This is a genomic window from Sulfitobacter sp. BSw21498, assembly GCF_006064855.1.
Classification (GTDB): Bacteria; Pseudomonadota; Alphaproteobacteria; order Rhodobacterales; family Rhodobacteraceae; genus Sulfitobacter.
Map to the genome: position 1 here is coordinate 58,981 of NZ_CP040754.1, position 19,704 is coordinate 78,684.

Annotated in this window: 18 protein-coding genes; 12 read left to right on the forward strand and 6 right to left on the reverse strand. The window is 57.3% G+C overall.

Annotation, left to right across the window (positions count from 1 at the left end; genetic code table 11):
- Window positions 1-28: 28 nt before the first annotated feature.
- Genes E5180_RS15220 through E5180_RS15275 form a run of 12 tightly spaced genes read left to right on the forward strand, consistent with a single transcriptional unit; the run spans window position 29 to window position 14,126 of the window.
- A complete protein-coding gene (locus E5180_RS15220; protein ID WP_089423325.1) occupies window positions 29-1,210 on the forward strand; it encodes an acyl-CoA dehydrogenase family protein in 1,182 nt (393 codons plus the stop codon).
- Window positions 1,207-1,986 (forward strand): enoyl-CoA hydratase/isomerase family protein, encoded by a 780-nt coding sequence (locus E5180_RS15225; RefSeq protein WP_089423326.1) that lies wholly within the window; start codon window positions 1,207-1,209, stop codon window positions 1,984-1,986. The genes E5180_RS15220 and E5180_RS15225 overlap by 4 nt, the downstream gene beginning before the upstream one ends.
- Before the next feature lie 16 nt (window positions 1,987-2,002).
- A complete protein-coding gene (locus tag E5180_RS15230) occupies window positions 2,003-3,163 on the forward strand; it encodes an acyl-CoA dehydrogenase family protein (RefSeq protein WP_089423327.1) in 1,161 nt (386 codons plus the stop codon).
- A gap of 30 nt (window positions 3,164-3,193) precedes the next feature.
- On the forward strand, window positions 3,194-4,585 hold the full coding sequence (locus tag E5180_RS15235) for a phenylacetate--CoA ligase family protein (RefSeq protein ID WP_138925290.1): 1,392 nt from the start codon (window positions 3,194-3,196) through the stop codon (window positions 4,583-4,585).
- Window positions 4,582-6,189 carry an acyl-CoA carboxylase subunit beta gene (locus E5180_RS15240; RefSeq protein WP_138925291.1) on the forward strand — a complete coding sequence of 536 codons (1,608 nt, stop codon included), beginning with the start codon at window positions 4,582-4,584 and terminating at the stop codon, window positions 6,187-6,189. Before E5180_RS15235 ends, E5180_RS15240 begins: the two co-directional genes overlap by 4 nt.
- A 10-nt stretch (window positions 6,190-6,199) precedes the next feature.
- A complete protein-coding gene (locus tag E5180_RS15245) occupies window positions 6,200-8,221 on the forward strand; it encodes an acetyl/propionyl/methylcrotonyl-CoA carboxylase subunit alpha (protein ID WP_138925292.1) in 2,022 nt (673 codons plus the stop codon).
- Complete coding sequence (locus E5180_RS15250) at window positions 8,218-9,177, forward strand: hydroxymethylglutaryl-CoA lyase (RefSeq protein WP_138925293.1); 960 nt, start codon at window positions 8,218-8,220, stop codon at window positions 9,175-9,177. The genes E5180_RS15245 and E5180_RS15250 overlap by 4 nt, the downstream gene beginning before the upstream one ends.
- 19 nt (window positions 9,178-9,196) lie before the next feature.
- A complete protein-coding gene (locus E5180_RS15255; protein ID WP_089423435.1) occupies window positions 9,197-10,102 on the forward strand; it encodes an SDR family NAD(P)-dependent oxidoreductase in 906 nt (301 codons plus the stop codon).
- Window positions 10,102-10,896 carry a citryl-CoA lyase gene (locus E5180_RS15260; RefSeq protein WP_138925294.1) on the forward strand — a complete coding sequence of 265 codons (795 nt, stop codon included), beginning with the start codon at window positions 10,102-10,104 and terminating at the stop codon, window positions 10,894-10,896. Before E5180_RS15255 ends, E5180_RS15260 begins: the two co-directional genes overlap by 1 nt.
- Complete coding sequence (locus E5180_RS15265; RefSeq protein ID WP_254700590.1) at window positions 10,896-12,098, forward strand: CaiB/BaiF CoA transferase family protein; 1,203 nt, start codon at window positions 10,896-10,898, stop codon at window positions 12,096-12,098. The genes E5180_RS15260 and E5180_RS15265 overlap by 1 nt, the downstream gene beginning before the upstream one ends.
- Window positions 12,099-12,103: 5 nt before the next feature.
- Window positions 12,104-13,267 (forward strand): acyl-CoA dehydrogenase family protein, encoded by a 1,164-nt coding sequence (locus E5180_RS15270; RefSeq protein ID WP_219581321.1) that lies wholly within the window; start codon window positions 12,104-12,106, stop codon window positions 13,265-13,267.
- 4 nt (window positions 13,268-13,271) lie between these two features.
- Complete coding sequence (locus E5180_RS15275) at window positions 13,272-14,126, forward strand: protein dehydratase (RefSeq protein ID WP_138925295.1); 855 nt, start codon at window positions 13,272-13,274, stop codon at window positions 14,124-14,126.
- A gap of 35 nt (window positions 14,127-14,161) precedes the next feature.
- On the opposite strand, the gene E5180_RS15280 is transcribed toward E5180_RS15275, so the two are convergent.
- The 6 genes from E5180_RS15280 to E5180_RS15305 are packed head-to-tail and all read right to left on the reverse strand — an operon-like array spanning window position 14,162 to window position 19,640.
- A complete protein-coding gene (locus E5180_RS15280) occupies window positions 14,162-15,358 on the reverse strand; it encodes a phenylacetate--CoA ligase family protein (protein ID WP_171048989.1) in 1,197 nt (398 codons plus the stop codon).
- Between the two features lie 26 nt (window positions 15,359-15,384).
- Window positions 15,385-16,194: an enoyl-CoA hydratase/isomerase family protein gene (locus E5180_RS15285; RefSeq protein ID WP_089423344.1), complete on the reverse strand. Its 810-nt coding sequence runs from the start codon at window positions 16,192-16,194 to the stop codon at window positions 15,385-15,387.
- A 29-nt stretch (window positions 16,195-16,223) separates the two neighbouring features.
- Window positions 16,224-17,369: an acyl-CoA dehydrogenase family protein gene (locus E5180_RS15290; RefSeq protein WP_138925296.1), complete on the reverse strand. Its 1,146-nt coding sequence runs from the start codon at window positions 17,367-17,369 to the stop codon at window positions 16,224-16,226.
- Window positions 17,366-18,475, reverse strand: coding sequence for an acyl-CoA dehydrogenase family protein (locus tag E5180_RS15295; RefSeq protein WP_138925297.1), 1,110 nt, complete (start codon window positions 18,473-18,475; stop codon window positions 17,366-17,368). Before E5180_RS15295 ends, E5180_RS15290 begins: the two co-directional genes overlap by 4 nt.
- Window positions 18,472-18,921, reverse strand: coding sequence for a MaoC family dehydratase (locus tag E5180_RS15300; protein WP_138925298.1), 450 nt, complete (start codon window positions 18,919-18,921; stop codon window positions 18,472-18,474). Before E5180_RS15300 ends, E5180_RS15295 begins: the two co-directional genes overlap by 4 nt.
- Window positions 18,918-19,640, reverse strand: a complete 723-nt coding sequence (locus E5180_RS15305; RefSeq protein ID WP_138925299.1) for a transglutaminase-like domain-containing protein — start codon at window positions 19,638-19,640, stop codon at window positions 18,918-18,920. Before E5180_RS15305 ends, E5180_RS15300 begins: the two co-directional genes overlap by 4 nt.
- Window positions 19,641-19,704 lie beyond the last annotated feature (64 nt).

A 19,704-nucleotide genomic window follows, 5' to 3' on the forward strand; every position in this document is an offset into this window, starting at 1 on the left:
ATCCGACACTCTGGGAGGAAATTTAGGAATGCAGTTTCAGCCAACAGAAGATCAAAAAACCTTTCGCGATCTCGCCGCACGGTTTGCGCGTGATAAATTGGCCCCTGGCTATCAGAAACGGGCCTCGGGCCATACGTTTGATCGGGAACTGATCCGTGAAATGGGCGCGCTTGGCCTGATTGCCCCTGACCTGCCCGAGGAATATGGCGGGTTGGGCCTGGAGTCCGTCACCGCCGGACTGATTGTCGAAGAGATCGCCTATGCTGATTTCAACGCCAGCTACATTCAGCTTCTTGGGTCTCTTATGGGCGGCATGGTCGCTAAGCATGCCTCGTCTGAAATCGCGGCGGAATGGGTGCCAAAAGTCATCTCGGGTGATGTGGTCATCGGGTTGGGTCTGACAGAACCGCGTGGAGGTTCGGATGCCGCCAACCTGCAGCTCAAGGCCGAAAAATTTGGCAACGGCTGGCGTCTGAGCGGTGAAAAAACCTCGATGAGCTTTGCCGATCAGGCCGATGCAGCCGTAGTTTTTGCCCGCACTAGCAACCCCGAGGGCGGATCTAGAGGCGTCAGTGCCTTCTTCGTAGACCTGACCGAAAAGGGCATCAGCCGTACCCATTTCGACGATATCGGAACCAAACCTGTCGGGCGGGGATCGGTGTTTTTCGATGATGTATATGTGCCCGCCGAAAACATGATGGCCGAACAAGACCGCGCCTTTGGCTCGATCATGGCCGGATTTGATTTCAGCCGTGCACTGATTGGACTGGAATGTCTGGGTGCGGCGCAGGCATCCGTTGATGAAACTTGGGCCTACGTGCAAGACCGCGAGGCTTTTGGCGCGCCGCTGGTACAGTATCAGGGCGTCAGCTTTCCGCTGACCGAAGCCGAAACCCAGCTGACGATGATGCGCCAGCTTTGCTATTATACGCTGAATCTGCGGGACCAGAACCTGCCACACACATCCGAAGCCGCGATGTGCAAATGGTATCTTCCCAAGACTTGCTGCGAGATCATCCATCAATGCCTGATCCTGCACGGGCATTATGGCTACACCACCGACCTGCCGCATCACCAGCGCTACAACGATGTGCTTGGCCTGCAGATCGGCGACGGCACCGCGCAGATCCAGAAACTGGTGATCGCGCGTGAAAAAGTCGGCCGGGTTGCGCTGCAATACGACAACAAATCCAAAGGGGCGGCGAAATGAGCACTCCGGTAACTGCTAGAATCGAAGGAAATGTCGGCATCATCGAGTTGAGCCGTCCGGAAAAGTTCAACTGCCTGTCGTTGGAGGTGCACGAGGGCATCGCTGCCGCCCGCGCCGAATTCGAGGCCAACCGCGAGGTACGCGCCATTTTGATTCGCGCACAGGGCAAGCATTTCTGCACCGGTGCCGATCTGACCGAGGTCAAGGAAAAGTTATACGATCCAGTCGCGCTGGACCATTTCATCGGCTTTGGTATGGACAACCTGCGCAAGCTGGAGCAATGCCCCCTACCCGTCATCGTCGCGGTTCAAGGTTTGTGCCTTGCAGGTGGGATCGAATTGATGCTGGCGGCGGATGTCTGTTTTGCCGCTGAAACCGCCCAGTTCGGCGACCAGCACGCCCAGTTCGGGCTGATCCCCGGTTGGGGCGGCAGCCAGAGGCTGACCCGGTTGATGGGGCAACGCCGCGCATTGGACCTGATGTTTTCGGCCCGCTGGCTGGGGGCGGGTGACGCGAAAGACGCGGGTCTGATCAACTACATCGTGCCGGACAGTGATCTGCACATAGCGGCGCAGGAATATTGCCAGACCATCGCAACCCGATCACGGCCCGGCATAGCCGAAATGAAACGGCTGGCGCGCGAAGGCGCAGACATGACGGTTGATCAGCAGATGCGACTGGAACGTGACGCTGCAGTGCGCGCCCTGCCTAGTGCGGATGTGGCCGAAGGTTTGGACGCCTTCGAAAGCCGCCGCACGCCTGATTTCAAACAATAGACCGGAGATCTGAACAATGGATTTCAACCTGAACGACGAACAGCGCCAGATTTATGAATATGGTGGCCAGTTGGCGCAAAGTTACGACAATACCTATTGGCTGGAACACGCGCGCCGCCATGAGTTTCCCAAAGAGATGTTTCAACAGATCGCCGATGACGGCTTTCTGGGCATCATGGTGCCCGAGGAATATGGTGGTGCCGGGCTGGGCATGACCGAAATGGCATTGTTCATGGAGGGCACAGCTAACCATGGCATCCCGCTGCTGATGATGGTGGTTGGGCCGACGATGTCGATGGCGCATCTGGCGACACACGGAACCGAATTCCACAAAAAAGAGCTGCTTCCAGCCGCTTGCAAGGGTGACATCCAGTTTTGTTTTGCAATCACCGAACCCGGTGCCGGATCGAACTCAATGAAAACCAAGACGATGGCTAAGCGCAACGGCAACCGGTTTTCTCTGTCTGGCGAAAAGACCTTCATCACTGGCGCGGATGTGTCGGACTACTGCCTTGTTGTGGCGCGCACCACACCGCTCGATCAGGTGGCCCGCAAGACCGATGGCTTTACGCTATTTGCAGTCGATCTGAAGAAAAAGGGCGTCGACATGCAACGGGTACGCATTTCAATCCCGTTGCCCGAGGAACAGTGGACCCTGTTCTTTGACGATGTGGACCTTGGCCCCGAGGATGTGGTGGGTCACGTCGACGAGGGGTTCAATATCCTGTTTGATTCGCTCAACCCCGAACGGATCGTACTGGGTGCCTTGTGCTGTGGTATCGGTCGCTTTGCGCTCAACAAGGCAGTGACTTATGCCAGTGAACGCAACGTGTTCGACCAGCCGATCGGCGCGCACCAAGGTGTGCAGCATCCGCTGGCCAAGGCCTATACCAATGTCGAAATGGCCAGCTTGATGACCCGGCGTGCGGCTTGGGAATTTGACCACAAACTGCCCGCGGGGGAATCATCGAACATGGCGAAATACGCCGCCGCCGAGGCCGGGATCGAGGCGGTGGATGCCGCGTTGCAGGCGCATGGCGGGTCGGGTTTCACCGAAGACACCGGCATCTACGAGATGTATCCGATGATGCGCCTGTTGCGCACCGCCCCGGTGAACAGGGAATTGTGCCTTAGCTATATTGGCAACAAAGTCATGGGTTTGCCCCGGTCCTATTAAGCCGGGCAAATGTGAATGGAGGGCGATGATATGAAATTCGCAATGCAGTACCGCCGCGCGGATGCGTTGGAAAAGGCAAATGCCGAATGCTGGCATGACATCGAAATGGCTCCGCCGAACGCGGTGCGCCGCGTCCAGGAGGAAAACCTGGTCGCGCAGATGGCTTATCTGAAAGAGAACTCCGATTTTTACCGCGATATTCTAGCTCAGGCGGGCGTCGCATTTGACGATATTCGCACCATCGAAGACCTGCAAAAGCTGCCCTATACGTTCAAGACCGACATCCGCGAAAGCCTTGCGTCGCGAAAGCCTTTTGGCCGACATCTGGCGGCAGACCCAAAAGACGTCATCCAGATGCAGGCGTCGTCCGGCACTACCGGCAGCCCGTCGTATGTGGCATTGACTGAAACAGATGTCGAAGTCTGGAACGAAATGTCGGCGCGGTGTTTCTTTGCCAACGGCATCCGCCCCGGTGACCTGGTGTTGCACGGGTTTTCGCTGGCCAAAGGCTTTGTCGGCGGTATTCCGGTGATGCAGGCGCTGCAATACATGGGTGCTGTTGATGTGCCGATCGGCGCTGATGGCGGGGCGGACCGGCTGTTGCGGGCCTGCGCCGACACCCGCCCGCGCTGTATCGTCGGGGCGCCGAACTTTGTGTTGCATCTTGGCGAAAAGGCCGAGGAAATTCTTGGGGTCAAAGCCTCGGAGCTGGGCGTCGAACGCATTATTGTCGGCGGCGAGCCGGGCGGCGGCATTCCTGCCATTCGCAACCGTATTGAGGAACTCTGGGGTGCCAAATGTTGCGAAATGCTGGGCGGCACCGATCTGGGCGTGGCCTATTGGGCAGAATGCGACGATCAATCCGGCATGCATATGGTCAGCATGGATCACATCATTACCGAACTTCTGGACTCGGATACCGGCGAAATCATCCCCTTTGACGAGGGCGCAAAAGGCGAAATGATCTATACTGCCATCACCCGTCAAGCCAGCCCTGTATTGCGCTTTCGGTCGGGGGACTTCATCGAAGTTCTGGGCACTTCCTGTTCGTGCGGTCGAACTGGGCCAAAAATCCGCTGTGTTGGGCGCACTGACGACATGTTGATCGTGCGCGGCGCGAATGTGTTTCCGTCCGCAATTCACAGCATCATCAATGACATGATGCCCGACACCAACGGGATTATGCGCGTGGTGGCCGATTTTGACGGCCACACCACTCAGGGTGCCCTGAAAGTGATCGTGGAGCGCGGTCCGGACAGATCGCCCCAGGACGATCCCGACCTGAAATCAACCATCGAAACCCGGCTACGAGAAGCGTTGGTTTTCAAAGCGGATGTCACAATCGTCGCAGCCAACACGTTTGAAAAGCCGGGTGCCGCCAAAGTTGCACTTACTCTCAGTGAATTTCCGGAGTTGCCATGACCCAGCTGAAAACGACGATCAACACAGGGTCGGAAGAGTTTCGCGCCAACGAGGCGCATTATCGCGGGAAACTGGACGAGTTGCATGAGTTGCGCCGCGCGCAACGCATCGGTGGACCAAAGAAGGCGCGCGAGCGTCATGTGGCCAAAGGCAAAATGCTGCCCCGTGAACGTGTAGAGCGGCTAATTGATCCGGGCAGCCCGTTTCTTGAACTGGGCGATTTGGCAGGGCTTGGGAAATATGAAGACGTGCCACCGGGGGCCAGCATCATCACCGGAATCGGGGTGATCGAGGGTCGCCAGTGCATGATTATCGCCAATGATGCGACTGTGAAAGGTGGAACCTACTTTGGCATGACCTGCAAGAAACATGTGCGGGCACAGCGTATTGCGTGGCAAAACCGACTGCCCGTGATTACACTGGTCGACAGCGGAGGGGCGTTCTTGCCCGAAATCGCAAATATCTTTCCCGACGAGGGCCAGTTCGGTTCGATCTTTCACCAGCAGGTTGGCATGTCGGGGGACGGCGTGCCACAGATTGCTGTGGTCATGGGGCCATGTACGGCGGGCGGAGCCTATATTCCGGCGCTTTGCGACGAGATTGTGATCGTGCGCGGCCAAGGCTTCATGTATCTTGGCGGACCCGAGCTAACTTTTGCTGCGACCGGCGAAAAGGTAGACGCCGAAACGCTGGGCGGGGGCAAAATGCACAGCTCGGTGTCGGGAGTTACCGACCATCTGGCCGAAGATGACGCCCACGCACTGGCCATCACTCGCCAGATAGTATCGCATTTAGGGGAAATATCGAGCCCCCGAAAAACCCCTGCCGCGGCCATCCCTCCCGCTTATCCGGTTGAGGATATTCACGGCATCGTCAGCCGCGATGCCAAAGTGCCCACCGACAACCGCGAGATTGTTGCCCGCCTTGTGGATGGTAGCGATTTTCACGAATTCAAACCGCTGTATGGCGACACCATGATGACCGGCTGGGCGCGCATTCATGGCCACGAGGTTGGCATCCTTGCCAACACTGGCGTGCTGTTCGTCGAGGCGGCACTGAAGGCCACGCATTTCATCAACCTTTGTGTTCAACGCGACATTCCGCTGGTGTTTCTGGTGGATGTGAATGGGTTCATGGTCGGCCGCGAGGCCGAACAGGCCGGCATCGCCAAGGCCGGGGCCAAGATGATCACCGCCATGTCGTCGGCCCGGGTGCCAAAATATACGGTGATTACCGGTGGGTCTTATGGTGCCGGCTATCTGGCGATGCTAGGCCGTCCATTTCAACCAGACGCGATGTTCATGTGGCCCTCGGGGCGCTCGGCAATCATGGGGCCGGAACAGGCCGCCAGTGTTTTGGCACAGGTGCGCGCGCAAATTCTGGCACGCGACAACATGACATGGACCCCTGAAGAAGAAGAAGTCTTTAAGGCTCCGGTTCGCAAGGAATACGAAGATTTCCAGGGTGCCTATAATTTTGCGTCAAATCTGTGGGCCGACAACGTGATTGAACCCTCCGAGACCCGTGATGTGCTGGCGTTGCTGCTGGATGTCGCCTCGCGGCGACCGAAAGTTGAAACCAATTTTGGCGTGTTCCGGTTCTGAGGAGAGTATCATGAAAATCAATACATTGCTCATTGCCAACCGTGGCGAGATTGCCTGCCGAATTGCCCGCACCGCGCGCGCGCAGGGTATCACCCCCGTGGGCGTTCACTCAGAGGCAGACGCGAACGCACTGCATGTGCGCGAAATTGGTCGCTCCATCCTGATCGGGGCGGGGCCGGCCAGCGAAAGCTACCTCAGGATCGACGCTGTGCTTGACGCCGCGCGCCAAGTGGGTGCCGATGCGATCCATCCCGGCTATGGCTTTCTGGCCGAGAATCCGGATTTTGCCAATGCTGTCGAAGCCGCCGGGATGATCTTTGTCGGCCCAACGGCCGAAACGCTGGATCGTTTCGGTGACAAGGCCAGCGCCAAAGACGCGGCGATTGCGGCAGGCGTTCCGGTGGTCTCTGGCGCGAGCGGTGCCAAATCCGACCCCGCCGAAATTGCCGCCGCAGTGCGCGAGATGGGCTTCCCGGTGCTTCTCAAGGCTGTTGGTGGCGGTGGCGGGCGCGGTCAGCGTCTGGTCGAAACTGAGAACACATTGGTGCAAGACATCGAAGGGGCCCTGCGTGAGGCGAAGTCCACATTCGGGTCCGAGGGCATGTTGCTGGAACGCTTCCTGCCTGCCGCGCGACACGTCGAGGTGCAAATTGCGGGCGACGGCGCGGGCCATGTGGTGCATCTGTTTGAACGCGACTGCACTCTGCAGCGCCGTCATCAAAAGGTGATCGAGGAAGCTCCGGCATGGGGTCTGCCACGTACCTTGCTTGACCAGATTGCAACGGATGCGGTGAAACTGGGAGAGAGCTTGAACTATCGTGGATTGGGTACGGTTGAGTTTCTGGTCGCGGGCGACAACTATTTTTTCCTCGAGGTTAATCCGCGGATTCAGGTCGAACACCCGGTGACCGAAGCGATCACCGGCCTTGATCTGGTGGCGATGCATCTGCGCATTGCCCAGGGCGCGGGCCTTGGGATCACCCAAGGTGATATCACCTGCACTGGCCACGCCGTCGAGGCGCGGCTGTATGCCGAAGACCCCGCCAATAACTTTGCGCCTTCAACCGGCAAGATCACCACCCTATCGCTGCCCAAGGGCATCCGCATCGACAGCGGTGTCGAAACCGGCGACGAGGTTAGCCCGTTTTACGATCCGATGATTGCCAAGCTTATTGTTCACGCGGTCGACCGCGAAACGGCGCTGGCCCGGCTGGCCGAGGCGTTAGATCACACCATCGTCGCGGGCGTTCAGTCAAACCGTAGTTTCCTGACGGCGCTGGCGCGCGATCCCGAATTTGCCGCGATGAACGTGCATACCCGCTGGATCGACACCCGCCTTGATGCGCTGACCACACCTCCGGCAGACGCAACCGCCAACCTGTGGCGCGCTGTCGCAGCCGTGCTATTTGTCAGCAACGGGCGAACTAACGACACCACCAATCCTTGGAGCAATCGTTCGACCTTTACTGGCTGGCGGCTAAACGCAGGCGATGCTTTGGTCGAGGCGGACCAGCGTGTCACCCTGATGGGATCGGAGAAGGGTGCCAAGCACGAAGAACTGCGCGTAGGCCCGATTGGGTCGGGCGGTTATTTTACCGTTTTTGATGCGAATGAAGTGCCTTTGTCCCTGACCTGTCTTGAACTGGAAACAGGGCGCTGGCGCGTTACCCATAACGGCGAAACCCTGATGCTGGAAGCCCGCGTCACCGGCAATGCTATCGAAATCACCACGGCCGACGCCCGCCGCCTGTTTCACGCCGCCCCGCCCCTGGCTTTTGCGGGCAGTGAAGGGGCAGCCGAGCGGATGGTGGAATCCCCGCTCACCGGTATGATCGTTGATGTTGTTGTTTCTGATGGAGATTTGGTCGTCGAAGGCGATGTAATCGCCGTTATGGAATCCATGAAGATGGAAATATCGATAAAGGCTGCAGCGGCAGGAATCGCCATCAACATTTCTGTAACCAAAGGCATGATGGTCGACCGCGGTCAGACCATCGCCGAAATTGCCCCTAATGAAAGCGAACCGAAATGAGCGATTTTCCCAAATTCGTCGAAATCCGCGAGGAAGGCCCGCGCGAAGGCTTCCAGATCGAGAAAACGATTTATCCTATCGAGCAGCGTATTGAGCTCATTGATCTGCTGTCCGACACAGGTTTGAAACGTATTCAGGTCGGTAGCTTTGTCAGTCCGAAATACGTGCCGCAAATGGCTGACACGGGAGAGCTGTTTCAACGCATCAAACGCGTGCCCGGTGTCAATTACACGGCGCTTTGGCTGAACGACAAAGGGTTTCGCAAGGCGATGACCGCGCATGATGTCGATATCGACCCGCGCTTGCTTTTCTACCCCTCCGATAGGTTTTCGCGGAAAAACAACAACGCCTCATCAATGGAAATGCGCGAGAAACAGCGTGAATGGGTCAAGCTTTACAAAGCCGAGGGGCTGACAGTTGACGCGGCTTATGTGATGACCGCATTTGGCTGCAATTTCGAAGGCGAGATTCCGCAGGAACGGGTGCTAGACGATTTCCGTTTCATCCTTGATCTGTGCGCCGATGAAAACATCCCGTTGCCAATTCTTGTGATCGCTGACACGATGGGTTGGGGCAACCCCGAAGCGGTCAAACGCATGATCGGAGCACTGCGCGACATGGCCCCCGAGGCCCGCCTCGGCATGCATATCCATGACACGCGCGGGCTTGGTATCGCCAATGTCTATGCCGCACTCAGCATGGGTGTGGACATGTTCGAAAGCTCGGTTGCGGGACTTGGGGGATGTCCTTTTGCCGGTCATGGCCACGCCCGAGCGGCAGGCAATGTCAGCACCGAAGATATGGTATTCCTGTGTCACGAACTGGGGATCGAAACCGGCATTGACTTGGATAAACTGATCCTTGCCGCGCAGAAAGCCGAAACAATCATCGGGGCTCCTTTGATGGGCCGGGTGATGCATACTGGCGGGCTGGAAAAGTACCGCAAGGCAAAGTGAGGGGAAAAAGATGACAAAGATAATGGATGGCAAGGTTGTTCTGGTGACCGGGGCTGGGGGCGGCATCGGGCGCGATATTGCGCTGGCTGCTGCTGCCGCCGGGGCTGCGGTGGTGGTCAACGATTTGGGTGCATCGCTGAAGGGCACGGGACAGACCGAGCTGGCCGCGCAAAAAGTCGTCGATGAAATAACCGCCGCAGGTGGGTCTGCCGTCGCCAACGCAGACAGTGTGGCCGATCCCGATGCGGCCCGCGAGATGGTTGATCTGGCGGTCAGGGAGTTCGGTCGTATTGACGCAGTGGTCAACAACGCCGGCATCCTGCGCGATGGGTTTTTTCACAAGATGACCTACGAGGATTTCGACGCTGTGGTGAAGGTCCATCTTTACGGTGCATTTAATACCAGCCGGGCTGCCGCGGATCACTTCCGCACTCAAGAAAGCGGTGCGTTGGTGCACATGACGTCAACCTCAGGCCTGATTGGAAACCTTGCCCAAGCAAATTATGCTGCGGCAAAACTGGCCATCACGGCGTTTTCCAAATCCGTCGCGCTGGATATGAAACGATGGAACGTGCGGTCAAACTGCATCGCGCCTTTCGCTTGGAGCCGGATGATTTCGTCAATCAAGGTGGACACTCCCGAGCAGGAAGCGCGGGTTGAGAAACTCAAGCAGATGACTCCTGCCAAGGTCGCGCCGATGGCTGTCTATCTTGCGTCCGACAGGGCCGCAGATGTCACTGGCCAGATTTTTGCGGTGCGTAACAACGAGATATTCCTGGTTAATCAGCCCCGCCCGATCCGGTCTGTGCATTCCGGCGATGGCTGGACACCCGAGGCAATCGCCAATCATGCGATCCCTGCTTTAAAGGCCGATTTCATGCCGCTTGAAGTGTCAGCCGATGTGTTTTCGTGGGATCCGGTCTGATGGGAAAACGCAAGGATAAATTGACCTCTTCAATTGGCTGGAGCACTGCTGATAAAATCTCTGTGCGCGGGCTGGATCTGCCCAATGAGATTTTGGGGCATATGAACCTGGGTGATCTGGCGTTTTTGCAACTGACTGGGCGAAAGGCGACACCTGAGGAATCCAAGGTCTTCAATGCCATCGTGATAACTCTGGTCGAACACGGCATCACCCCGTCGGCGATTGCCGCGCGGATGACCTATATGGGCGCGCCGGAATCGTTGCAGGCAGCAGTGGCGGCGGGGCTTTGCGGGCTGGGCACGGTGTTTGTCGGCTCGATGGAAGGCGCGTCAAAGATGCTCTACGAGGCGTTGCCACACGACAAGCTGGGCACCGGTGTTGATCTGGATGCGCTGGCGGTTGAAACGGTGGCCGGTTTCCGCGACCGCAAGGCCATCGTGCCGGGGCTGGGGCATCCTGTGCACAAACCCGTTGACCCACGCACGCCGCGATTGTTCGAAATTGCCGCCCAGAACGGCAAATCCGGCGAGTACGTCGCCTTAATGCAGAAAATCCAGACCGAGGCCGAGGCCCGATCTGGCAAGATGCTGCCGATCAATGCCACCGGTGCCATTGGCGCGATCTGCTGCGAGTTTGGCTTCCCCTGGAAAATTGTGCGTGGCTTTGGTGTGATGGCCCGCGCCATCGGGCTGGTTGGCCATATCCTTGAGGAAAGCGAAAACCCCATATCCTATGATATCTGGCAGCGCGTCGAAGAGGAAATCCTCGAAACCAGCGGGCCGGGGGCAGGCTGATGACCGCACCGCCGTGCAATGGTGCTGGGATGCGACCGCTGGACGGTATCCTGGTGGTTAGTCTGGAACAGGCGGTTTCCGCCCCTTATTGCACGCGGTTATTGGGCGATCAGGGTGCGCGGGTGATCAAGGTTGAACGCCCCGATGGCGGCGATTTTGCCCGCAATTACGACACCCGCATTAATGGTGAAAGCAGCTATTTCATCTGGGGCAATCGTTCCAAGGAGAGCCTGACGCTGGACCTGAAATCGCCCGATGGGATTGCCACGCTGAAATCCATCCTGTCGCGTGCCGATGTGTTTGTGCAAAATCTTGCGCCTGGTGCTGCCGAACGGCTGGGTCTGGGAGAGGCCGAGCTGCGCAAAGACAATCCAGGCCTGATCACCTGTTCGATCTCCGGCTTCGGGCCGGGTGGGCCATATGACGGGCGCAAGGCGTATGATCTACTTATTCAGGCCGAGGCCGGATTTTTGTCGATTACTGGTACCCCCAACTCGCCCGCGAAGTCCGGCATATCCATCGCCGATATCTGCTCCGGGGTCACTGCCTATCATTCGATCCTGGCCGCGCTTTTGATGCGCGCAAAGACCGGGGCGGGCGATCATATCGAAATCTCGATGCTCGAAGCGATGGCCGAATGGATGGGTTATCCGATGTATTATGCCTATGATGGCGCACCCCCGCCGCCGCGCACCGGTGCCGGACATGCCACGATTTATCCCTATGGTCCGTTTGAAACCTCGGATGGTCAGGTGCTGTTCGGGTTGCAAAATGATCGCGAATGGAAGGCGTTCTGCGAACAGGTGCTGGAACGCCCGGACATGGCGCTTGATCCTCGGTTTGTTGGCAATTCCAGGCGCTCAGATCATCGTGATGTAATCGCGGGGGTGATTGGTGACGTATTGCCAAAACTTACCACGACCGAGGCGCTGTCACGGCTAAATAGGGCCGGGATTGGCACCGCCGAAGTGCGAGATATGGCCGGGCTGTGGGCGCATCCGCAGCTGGCCGCGCGCGGGCGTTGGCAACAGATTGACACGCCAGCGGGCGCGATGCCCGCGCTGACCCCGACGAGCGGACAAGGCTGGAAGCCACAGATGGCTCCGGTGCCGCGCCTTGGTGAACATACCCAACAAATACTGGAAGAATTCGGACCGGGGAGTGTGTCGGACGCAACCGCCGATCCGAAGAATGGAGCGTGATTATAGTGAAAACCTCGGCCCCCGATACCCATGATGACCTGCGTGACGCGCTACGTTCGCTTTGTGCCGGATTTCCCCCTGAATATCACCGCAAACACGGTGCCGCGGAAACATATCCCGTAGAATTCGTCGATGCTCTGACCGAGGCCGGCTGGCTGGCGGCGATGATCCCCGAAGAATTCGGCGGCTCGGGTCTTGGCCTGACCGAGGCCAGCATCGTGATGGAAGAGATCAACCGATCAGGCGGCAACGCTGGCCATTGCCACGGTCAGATGTACAATATGGGTACTTTGCTTCGACATGGTTCGGATGTGCAAAAGCAGCAATACCTGCCGGGCATCGCCTCGGGCAAACTGCGGCTGCAATCCATGGCGGTGACTGAACCGACAACTGGCACCGATACCACCAAGCTGAAGACCACCGCCGTGAAAAAGGGCGACCGTTATGTGATCAACGGCCAGAAGGTCTGGATCAGCCGGTTGCAGCATTCTGACCTGATGATCCTGCTGGCGCGCACAACACCGCTGGCCGACGTCAAACGCAAGTCACATGGCATGTCGATCTTTATTGTCGATCTGAAGGACGCCATCGGCAACGGGATGGAGATCCAGCCGATCGACAATCTGGTGGGCCACGAAACCAACGAGGTATTTTTTGACAATCTCGTAATCCCTGCCGAAAACCTGATCGGCGAAGAGGGGCGCGGGTTTCACCATATTCTTGATGGGCTAAATGCAGAACGAACCCTGATTGCTGCGGAATGTATTGGTGATGGCTATTGGTTCGTTGAAAAGTCGCGCGATTATGCCTGTGAGCGGGTGGTTTTCGACCGTCCCATCGGGAAAAATCAGGGTGTTCAATTTCCAATCTCAAAATCCTACGTCGCCATTGAGGCCGCTAATCTAATGCGGTTTGAGGCGTGCAAACGCTTTGACGCAGGTCAGGATTGCGGCGCGCAGGCCAATATGGCCAAACTGTTAGCCGCCGACGCCTCTTGGGAGGCTGCCAATGCCTGCATCCAGACCCATGGTGGCTTTGGCTTTGCTCGCGAATACGACGTCGAGCGCAAGTTCCGCGAAACTCGACTATATCAAGTCGCCCCGATCTCAACCAATCTGATCCTGTCTTATGTCGGCGAGCATATCCTTGGAATGCCAAGGTCTTTTTGAGCCAATGACCAAAGAAATTGATTTACCCTCCCTCAAGGACTGGGTCGGAAGGTCCGAAAAGGTCGGCGATTATTTGACAAATTCGCTGGTCGACAGGTTTTGCGCCACACTTGATCCATTCCTGTGGCTTGAGGGGAGAGGAGCTCCATTGGGCATTCATTGGTGTACCACCGTGTCGGCCACCCATAAAAGTAAACTTTCAGAGGACGGTCACGCCGAAAAAGGTGATTTTTTGCCGCCTGTGCGGCTTCCTGCCCGGATGTGGGCCGGAGGTGAAATCATCCACCACCAAAGACTTTCTTCAGACTCGCCGGTGACCCGGATTTCAAGGGTTTCGGACGTTGTTGCTAAAAATGGGAAAAGCGGACCTCTAATCTTTGTAACGGTCGAGCAGGAATTCTTCTCGCAGGATCGCCTGTGCATATCTGAACGCCAGGATCTCGTTTTCAGAGATTTTCCAAAGACCGGTAATCCCCCAAGCTCCAAGCCAGCATCGCAGAGCGATACGAACCGGGGCACCCAACTGGGCAAGCTGACACCTGATCCGTTATTGTTGTTTCGCTACTCGGCCCTGACCTTCAATTCTCATCGTATCCATTATGATCAGGACTATGCCCGCAACACCGAAGGCTATGTCGACCTTGTGGTGCATGGTCCGTTGCAGGCCACGCTGTTGCTAAATCTCGCTGCTAAAATCGCCGGTAAACCACCCCGCCGCTTTTCCTTCCGGGGTCTGGCGCCGGTTACACTGGGAAGCTCGATCTCGTTATTTCATACTGAAGAAAATAGCGGCGGCAAGGTCTGGTGCGAGGCGGATAATGGCGTAAGAAGTTTTGTGGCACAGTACAGTGATAATTGACCCGGTGCGCAGTCGTCGTGTCTTCTGCTAAGACTTCACATATCCCGGCGATCAACAATCAATTCGGCATCTTCGGGCAGTTGGTCGATGAACTCCACCTTGTCAGCACGGATGCGCGCGGTCCTCTGAAACGCATCTGCTGCGGCCTTTGTGGTGGTGCCCTTGTCGGTGCCGTGGTCCAGAACCAGATGCAGGCGCACTGTATCACGATCATTTTCGCGCGTGACCACAGCCTGCGCTGCGATGGCCCCTGATACCGCAATCACAACTTCTTCGATTGCCCGGGGGTAGATGAATATCTCGCGCACTTTTACTGCGGCACCGACCCGCCCCTGAATGGCCGAAAGTCGGGTGACTCGACCATCCGCCTCACTTTCCAGCGCATAGGCACTGTCGCCAGTGCCAAACCGGATCATCGGCCAGTCGGCTTGGCGCGCGGTGACGACGATCTCGCCTGTTTCGCCATCCGCCAATGGCGTGCCGCTTTCGGGGTCACATATCTGCACGATCCGGTCGGGGTGAACCAGATACCCTTCGCCACCGTCCTCATAGCCGACAAGCCCCAGATCGGCGGTGGCATAGGCCGCCCAGGTTTTTACACCATAGTCGGATTCGATCCGGCGACGCTTGGCCATCCAGTCGCCCATTTCTCCACCAAGAAAGGCGGATTTCACGGTCCAGGCTTCGCGGCCATAGGTTTCGATCACCTTGTCGGCCAACGCCAGAAAAAACGCAGTGCTGGCGCAGATCGACGTAACACCGGTTTCGCGAATGATCTGGGCCTGCAATTCACGGTTTCCGGTTCCTCCCGGAATCACGGTCGCACCAACGACCTGCGCCGCCTCATCAAACAGTAGGCCCGCGGGGACAAGATGATAGGCCCAAGTGTTCAGGATGATATCGGCATTTGTGATCCCTGCAGATCTGAACAACAGGTCAAGCCCATGGCCGCCCACACCGGGCAACGACGGCTCAAATATCGGGCCCGGAGACACATAGATGCGCGATACCTCTTTGGGATCGGCGACGAGGAACCCGCCGAAAGGCGGGTTCGCTCTTTGGAGCGTAAGCAACTCCTCTTTTTTCATCACCGGCAGGCGGGAGAGATCCGCCAGTGATGAAACCTTGGATGGGTCAAAACCCGCTTTGTCAAACCGTGCCTTCAGTCCCGGTGCCACTTGTGCTGCTTTGGCATAGGCTCTGGCAATTTCCGTATAGACAGCGTCAGACATGGTGGCCTCCCTTGTTGTTGGTTGACCTAGAGCGGGCAATCTTTGCGGAAATTTGGCGCGCGTTTTTCGCGGTGTGAAAGTACACCTTCTTTTACGTCATCGCCCATAAATCCCAGCATCTCCAGGGCGGTCGAAGCGTCAAAGATAGGCCCGGCCTGACGCAGCCAGTTGTTCAGTGAGTATTTGGTCCAGCGAAGTGCGCTTTGCGATCCCGTGGCCATTTCAGTCGCGGTATCAATCGAGATCTGTTCAAGTTCGTCATCCTCGACGCACATCGACACCATGCCAATACGTTCGGCCTCTTCACCGCTTATCGGCTTGCAGGTCAACAGGTAGTATTTGGCTTTGGCCATGCCGCACAGGAGGGGCCAGATGATCGCGGCACAATCGCCCGCAGCGACACCCAAACGCGGGTGGCCATCAACGATTTTGGCGCGTTTTCCCGCGATCGAGATATCGGCAAGGATACCCACAACAAGGCCCGCACCAGCCGCCGGGCCGTTGATCGCCGAGATGATAATCTTGTTACAATTGATGATGTTGTAAACCAAATCCTTGGCTTCTTTCCATGTCTTCATCACCGTGTCGAAATTGCCGGTGATGCCTTCGATCAAACTGAAGTCGCCGCCTGCCGAAAACGCTTTGCCCCGGCCTGTAACGATTACTGCATTGATGTCCTGGTCGCGGTCAATGTCGATCCAGATATCGGTCATTTGGGTGTGGGTTTCGGCATCAACCGAGTTATAAGTCTCTGGCCGGTCAAAAGTGATGCGCAAAACGCGATCTGCCGGGTAGTCGAAAGACAATTTTGGGTACTTCGTTGCGTAGTCAAACATTTTAGTTTCCTCTGTTTGGCAAATGATCGTCACAGGCCCAAAACGGCCTTAGACAAGATATTTCGTTGGATTTCGTTTGAGCCGCCGTAGATTGTCGTCGGCCGTGCTTTGTAAAAACTGGCCAACACATCGACCCCGACATTGCCCACCTGCAGCGGCCCGATACTGCCACCATCGGGGCCTGCGACCTCGATCATCAGTTCCGATATCCGCTGATAGGTCTCGGTCACCCAGATTTTCAACATCGAGACATCGGCTCCCAATGTCTCTCCGCGCTTAAGCTGATCGGCAAAGCGGCTGTATAGGGCTGCGTGGTCTTCAACGTCCAGCGCCGCCTCGGCGTAGCGATCCCGAAACACGGGGTCGTCAAAGGCACCGCGACCACGGGCAAAAGTTTCAAGCTGACCCAATGCATTCTGCGCAAGGCCGGGTGAGCCGATGAATATCCGCTCAAAGCTGAGCAGCGCCTTGGCCATGCTCCAACCCTTGTTGATCTCGCCCACCAGGTTGGCGCGTGGGGTGCGGGCGTTGTCAAAAAACACCTCGCAAAACTCGGTCTCGCCAGCCAGCGTGGTGATCGTGCGCACGTCGACGCCTGGCTGATCCATGCTGGCCAGAACAAAACTGATGCCCTGTTGTTTTTTAGGCGCATCGGGGTCGGTACGCACGAGCATGAAGATGTGGGTGGCGTCATGCGCCATCGTGGTCCAGATCTTCTGGCCGTTGATGACGAAATTATCGCCATCAATCATAGCACTGGTACGCAGATTTGCCAGATCAGAGCCCGCTCCGGGTTCGGAATAACCCTGACACCAGATGTCTTCACAGCTCAGGATCCGCGGCAGCCAATAATCCTTTTGTGCCTCGGTGCCGAATTTGATAATCAGCGGACCAACCATCTGGATCCCCATGTCTCGACCCCGGTTGACGCCATAGTGTTGCTGTTCTTCGTAAAAGATCAGCAGTTTGGCCGCCTCCAAGCCCATGCCGCCAAATTCGATGGGCCAGGCAGGTGCGACCCAGCCTTTGGCGTGTAGCTTCACATGCCAGTGCTCAATCTCGGCAAACTTAGGTCGGTGCGGCAGGTGACGTAGTTCTTCGGGATATTCGGCCTCGAAAAAAGCCCTGACCTCTCGGCGAAACTCTTCATCGCTTATTCCATTCCAGTCGGTCATTGCGCGGCCACCTCTGTTTCATTTGCATCCAGCCAGCGGCGGCGATGAAACGCCGCATCCCCCAGCCAAGCCGACAGGACAAGCGCCCGGTTCAGTAACAAGCCGACATCGAATTCATCCGTGTACCCGACCGCGCCATGCAGCTGGATCGCCTCGCGGGTGATTTTTTGCGCGGCGGTACAGGCGCGGGCCTTGGCGCGGCTTGCCTGTCGCACCCGTTCTAGCGTCGAACCTGCTTGATCCATCGCGGCCAGCGCCTCGCGTACGGCGGCCTGGGAAACTTCCTGCGAGACATGCATATCAACGGCACGGTGCTGAATCACCTGAAACGAACCAATCGGCTTGTCAAATTGTTCGCGTGTTTTGATATAGTCCAGTGTCAGTACCAGCGCTGTACCGCTTAGCCCGACCAGTTCGGCGGCGGCTAATGCGGTCGTATCCGCAACGGCATTAGTCAGCGCATCAGTGACCTGCGCGCCTTCGGCCAGCACCTCTGCCGGGGTGTCCGCAAAGCTTATGCCCCAAAGCTCGCTGGCATCCGATTGCAGCCGGGTCTGCATCAGCAGACCAGACGCATCCGCCGCGATGCGCACCAGAACCGAACCTCGCGGCCCCTCGGCGAGGACCAGAATATGGTCCGCACCACTGGCCCCCACCACCCAATCCTTACTGCCGGTCAGTGTGGTTCCATCAAAACGGCATTCGATATCATCCGATAGGCCCGTCGCGCAGCGTTCCTGCCAGGCCACGGCCAACACGACATCGCCAGCGATGGCGGCTTCCAGCATCGGATCCTGCCGGCACAGCCGCTGCATCAGCCCGATTGCCAGCCCGATTGTCGGCACCACCGGCTCAGGCGCGGTCACGCGGCCAATCTCTTCGGCCACGACACCAGCCGCCGTCAGCCCCATACCAAGCCCCCCGGCCTCTTCGGGGGCTGCGACCCCCAGTACACCGGCAGCAGCCAGTTCCTGCCAGATACCCGCGTCCCAGGGCGTATCGTCATCACGCACGCGGCGGGCGCGCCCAAGTCCGCCCGCCCGATCCAGCAGCGTACCAACGCTGTCGCGCAAAAGCCGTAGGTCTTCGTCTTGTACCATAGTCATTTCAGGTCTTCCTTTCGGCGCTGGATCATCACTGGGGTCTCAACGCTCATAACCAACTCACCGGCGGGGTTTCGCGCTTCGAGCGTGTAAATCAAAACACCCCGGTCAGGCTTGCTGCGCGATGGGACCAAAGACTGAACTTCGATCCGGATATTCAGTGGTTCTTCTGGGCGCACTGGTCGCAGCCAGCGCAGCTGGTCAAACCCGATACCACCAATGTTGGCGACGTCGACCATCAAGTCCTGCATGATAGGTTTGAACACGGTCAGAAGTGTCTGGAAACCAGAGGCGATCAGCCCGCCGTGGATACCTTCAGCATAGGCTTCATCCGTATGCAGACGCTGAGGGTCCCATTCCTGAGCAAACTCCATGATCTGCTGTTTGGTCAACGGCGCAGAGCGAAATTCGAAAACCTGACCAACACTGAAATCTTCCAAATACTTCATTTTGCAGGTGAGCCTTCGGGACTAGCAAAACCCGCATCAAAGAACTCACCGGAAATCCTGCGCCGGTTGAATTCCTTCAGCTTCGGATATGTCTCACCAAATGCGGTCAGGAACTCCTGCATCGGCGCATCCACAAACAAGCCCCGATCATTGACGTATTCCATATGGCGGCGGTTCGTGTCGTCAAATTCGTGAAACAGCGCGTCGTGCTCTCCGTCAAATTCCAGCGGCTTGACGCCAAAACGCTGGCACAATTCCATGTTGAAGGCCGGGGTCACCTTGAAAGATGATGCACCCAGCCAAAGCTGAACATAGCCGTGGTAGATGAACAGGTCGGTGCCCATCAGCTCGGCCAGTTTGGGCGTATTCAAGTGGTTGCGAACATCGGCAAAGCCAAGCGCCGCCGGAATGCCAACGGCCCGCAGGCATGCAGCCAAGAGGATCGCCTTGGGCACGCAAAACGCCGAGTCCATGTCCGCGATAACACTTGCTCTATAATCCTCAGCGGTCAGAGAAAACGTATAGGGATCATACCGCAAATCGTCGCGCACAGCCTGAAACAGGCGCACCGCCATGTCCTTTTTGGATGCATCCGGTGCCATGTTGCGCAGCGCCCGCATCACAAAGGCCTGCACCTCCCTGCTATCGCTATCGACATAGTGCGCGGGAGAGACAAATCGTTCCGCTTCAGCGGAACGTTCCGACATCGGCTCAGACATTGTAACCCCTCCCAAAGGAATTCAAACAAGTTTCTAACATTTGTTAGATTATTCCAAACAGCGT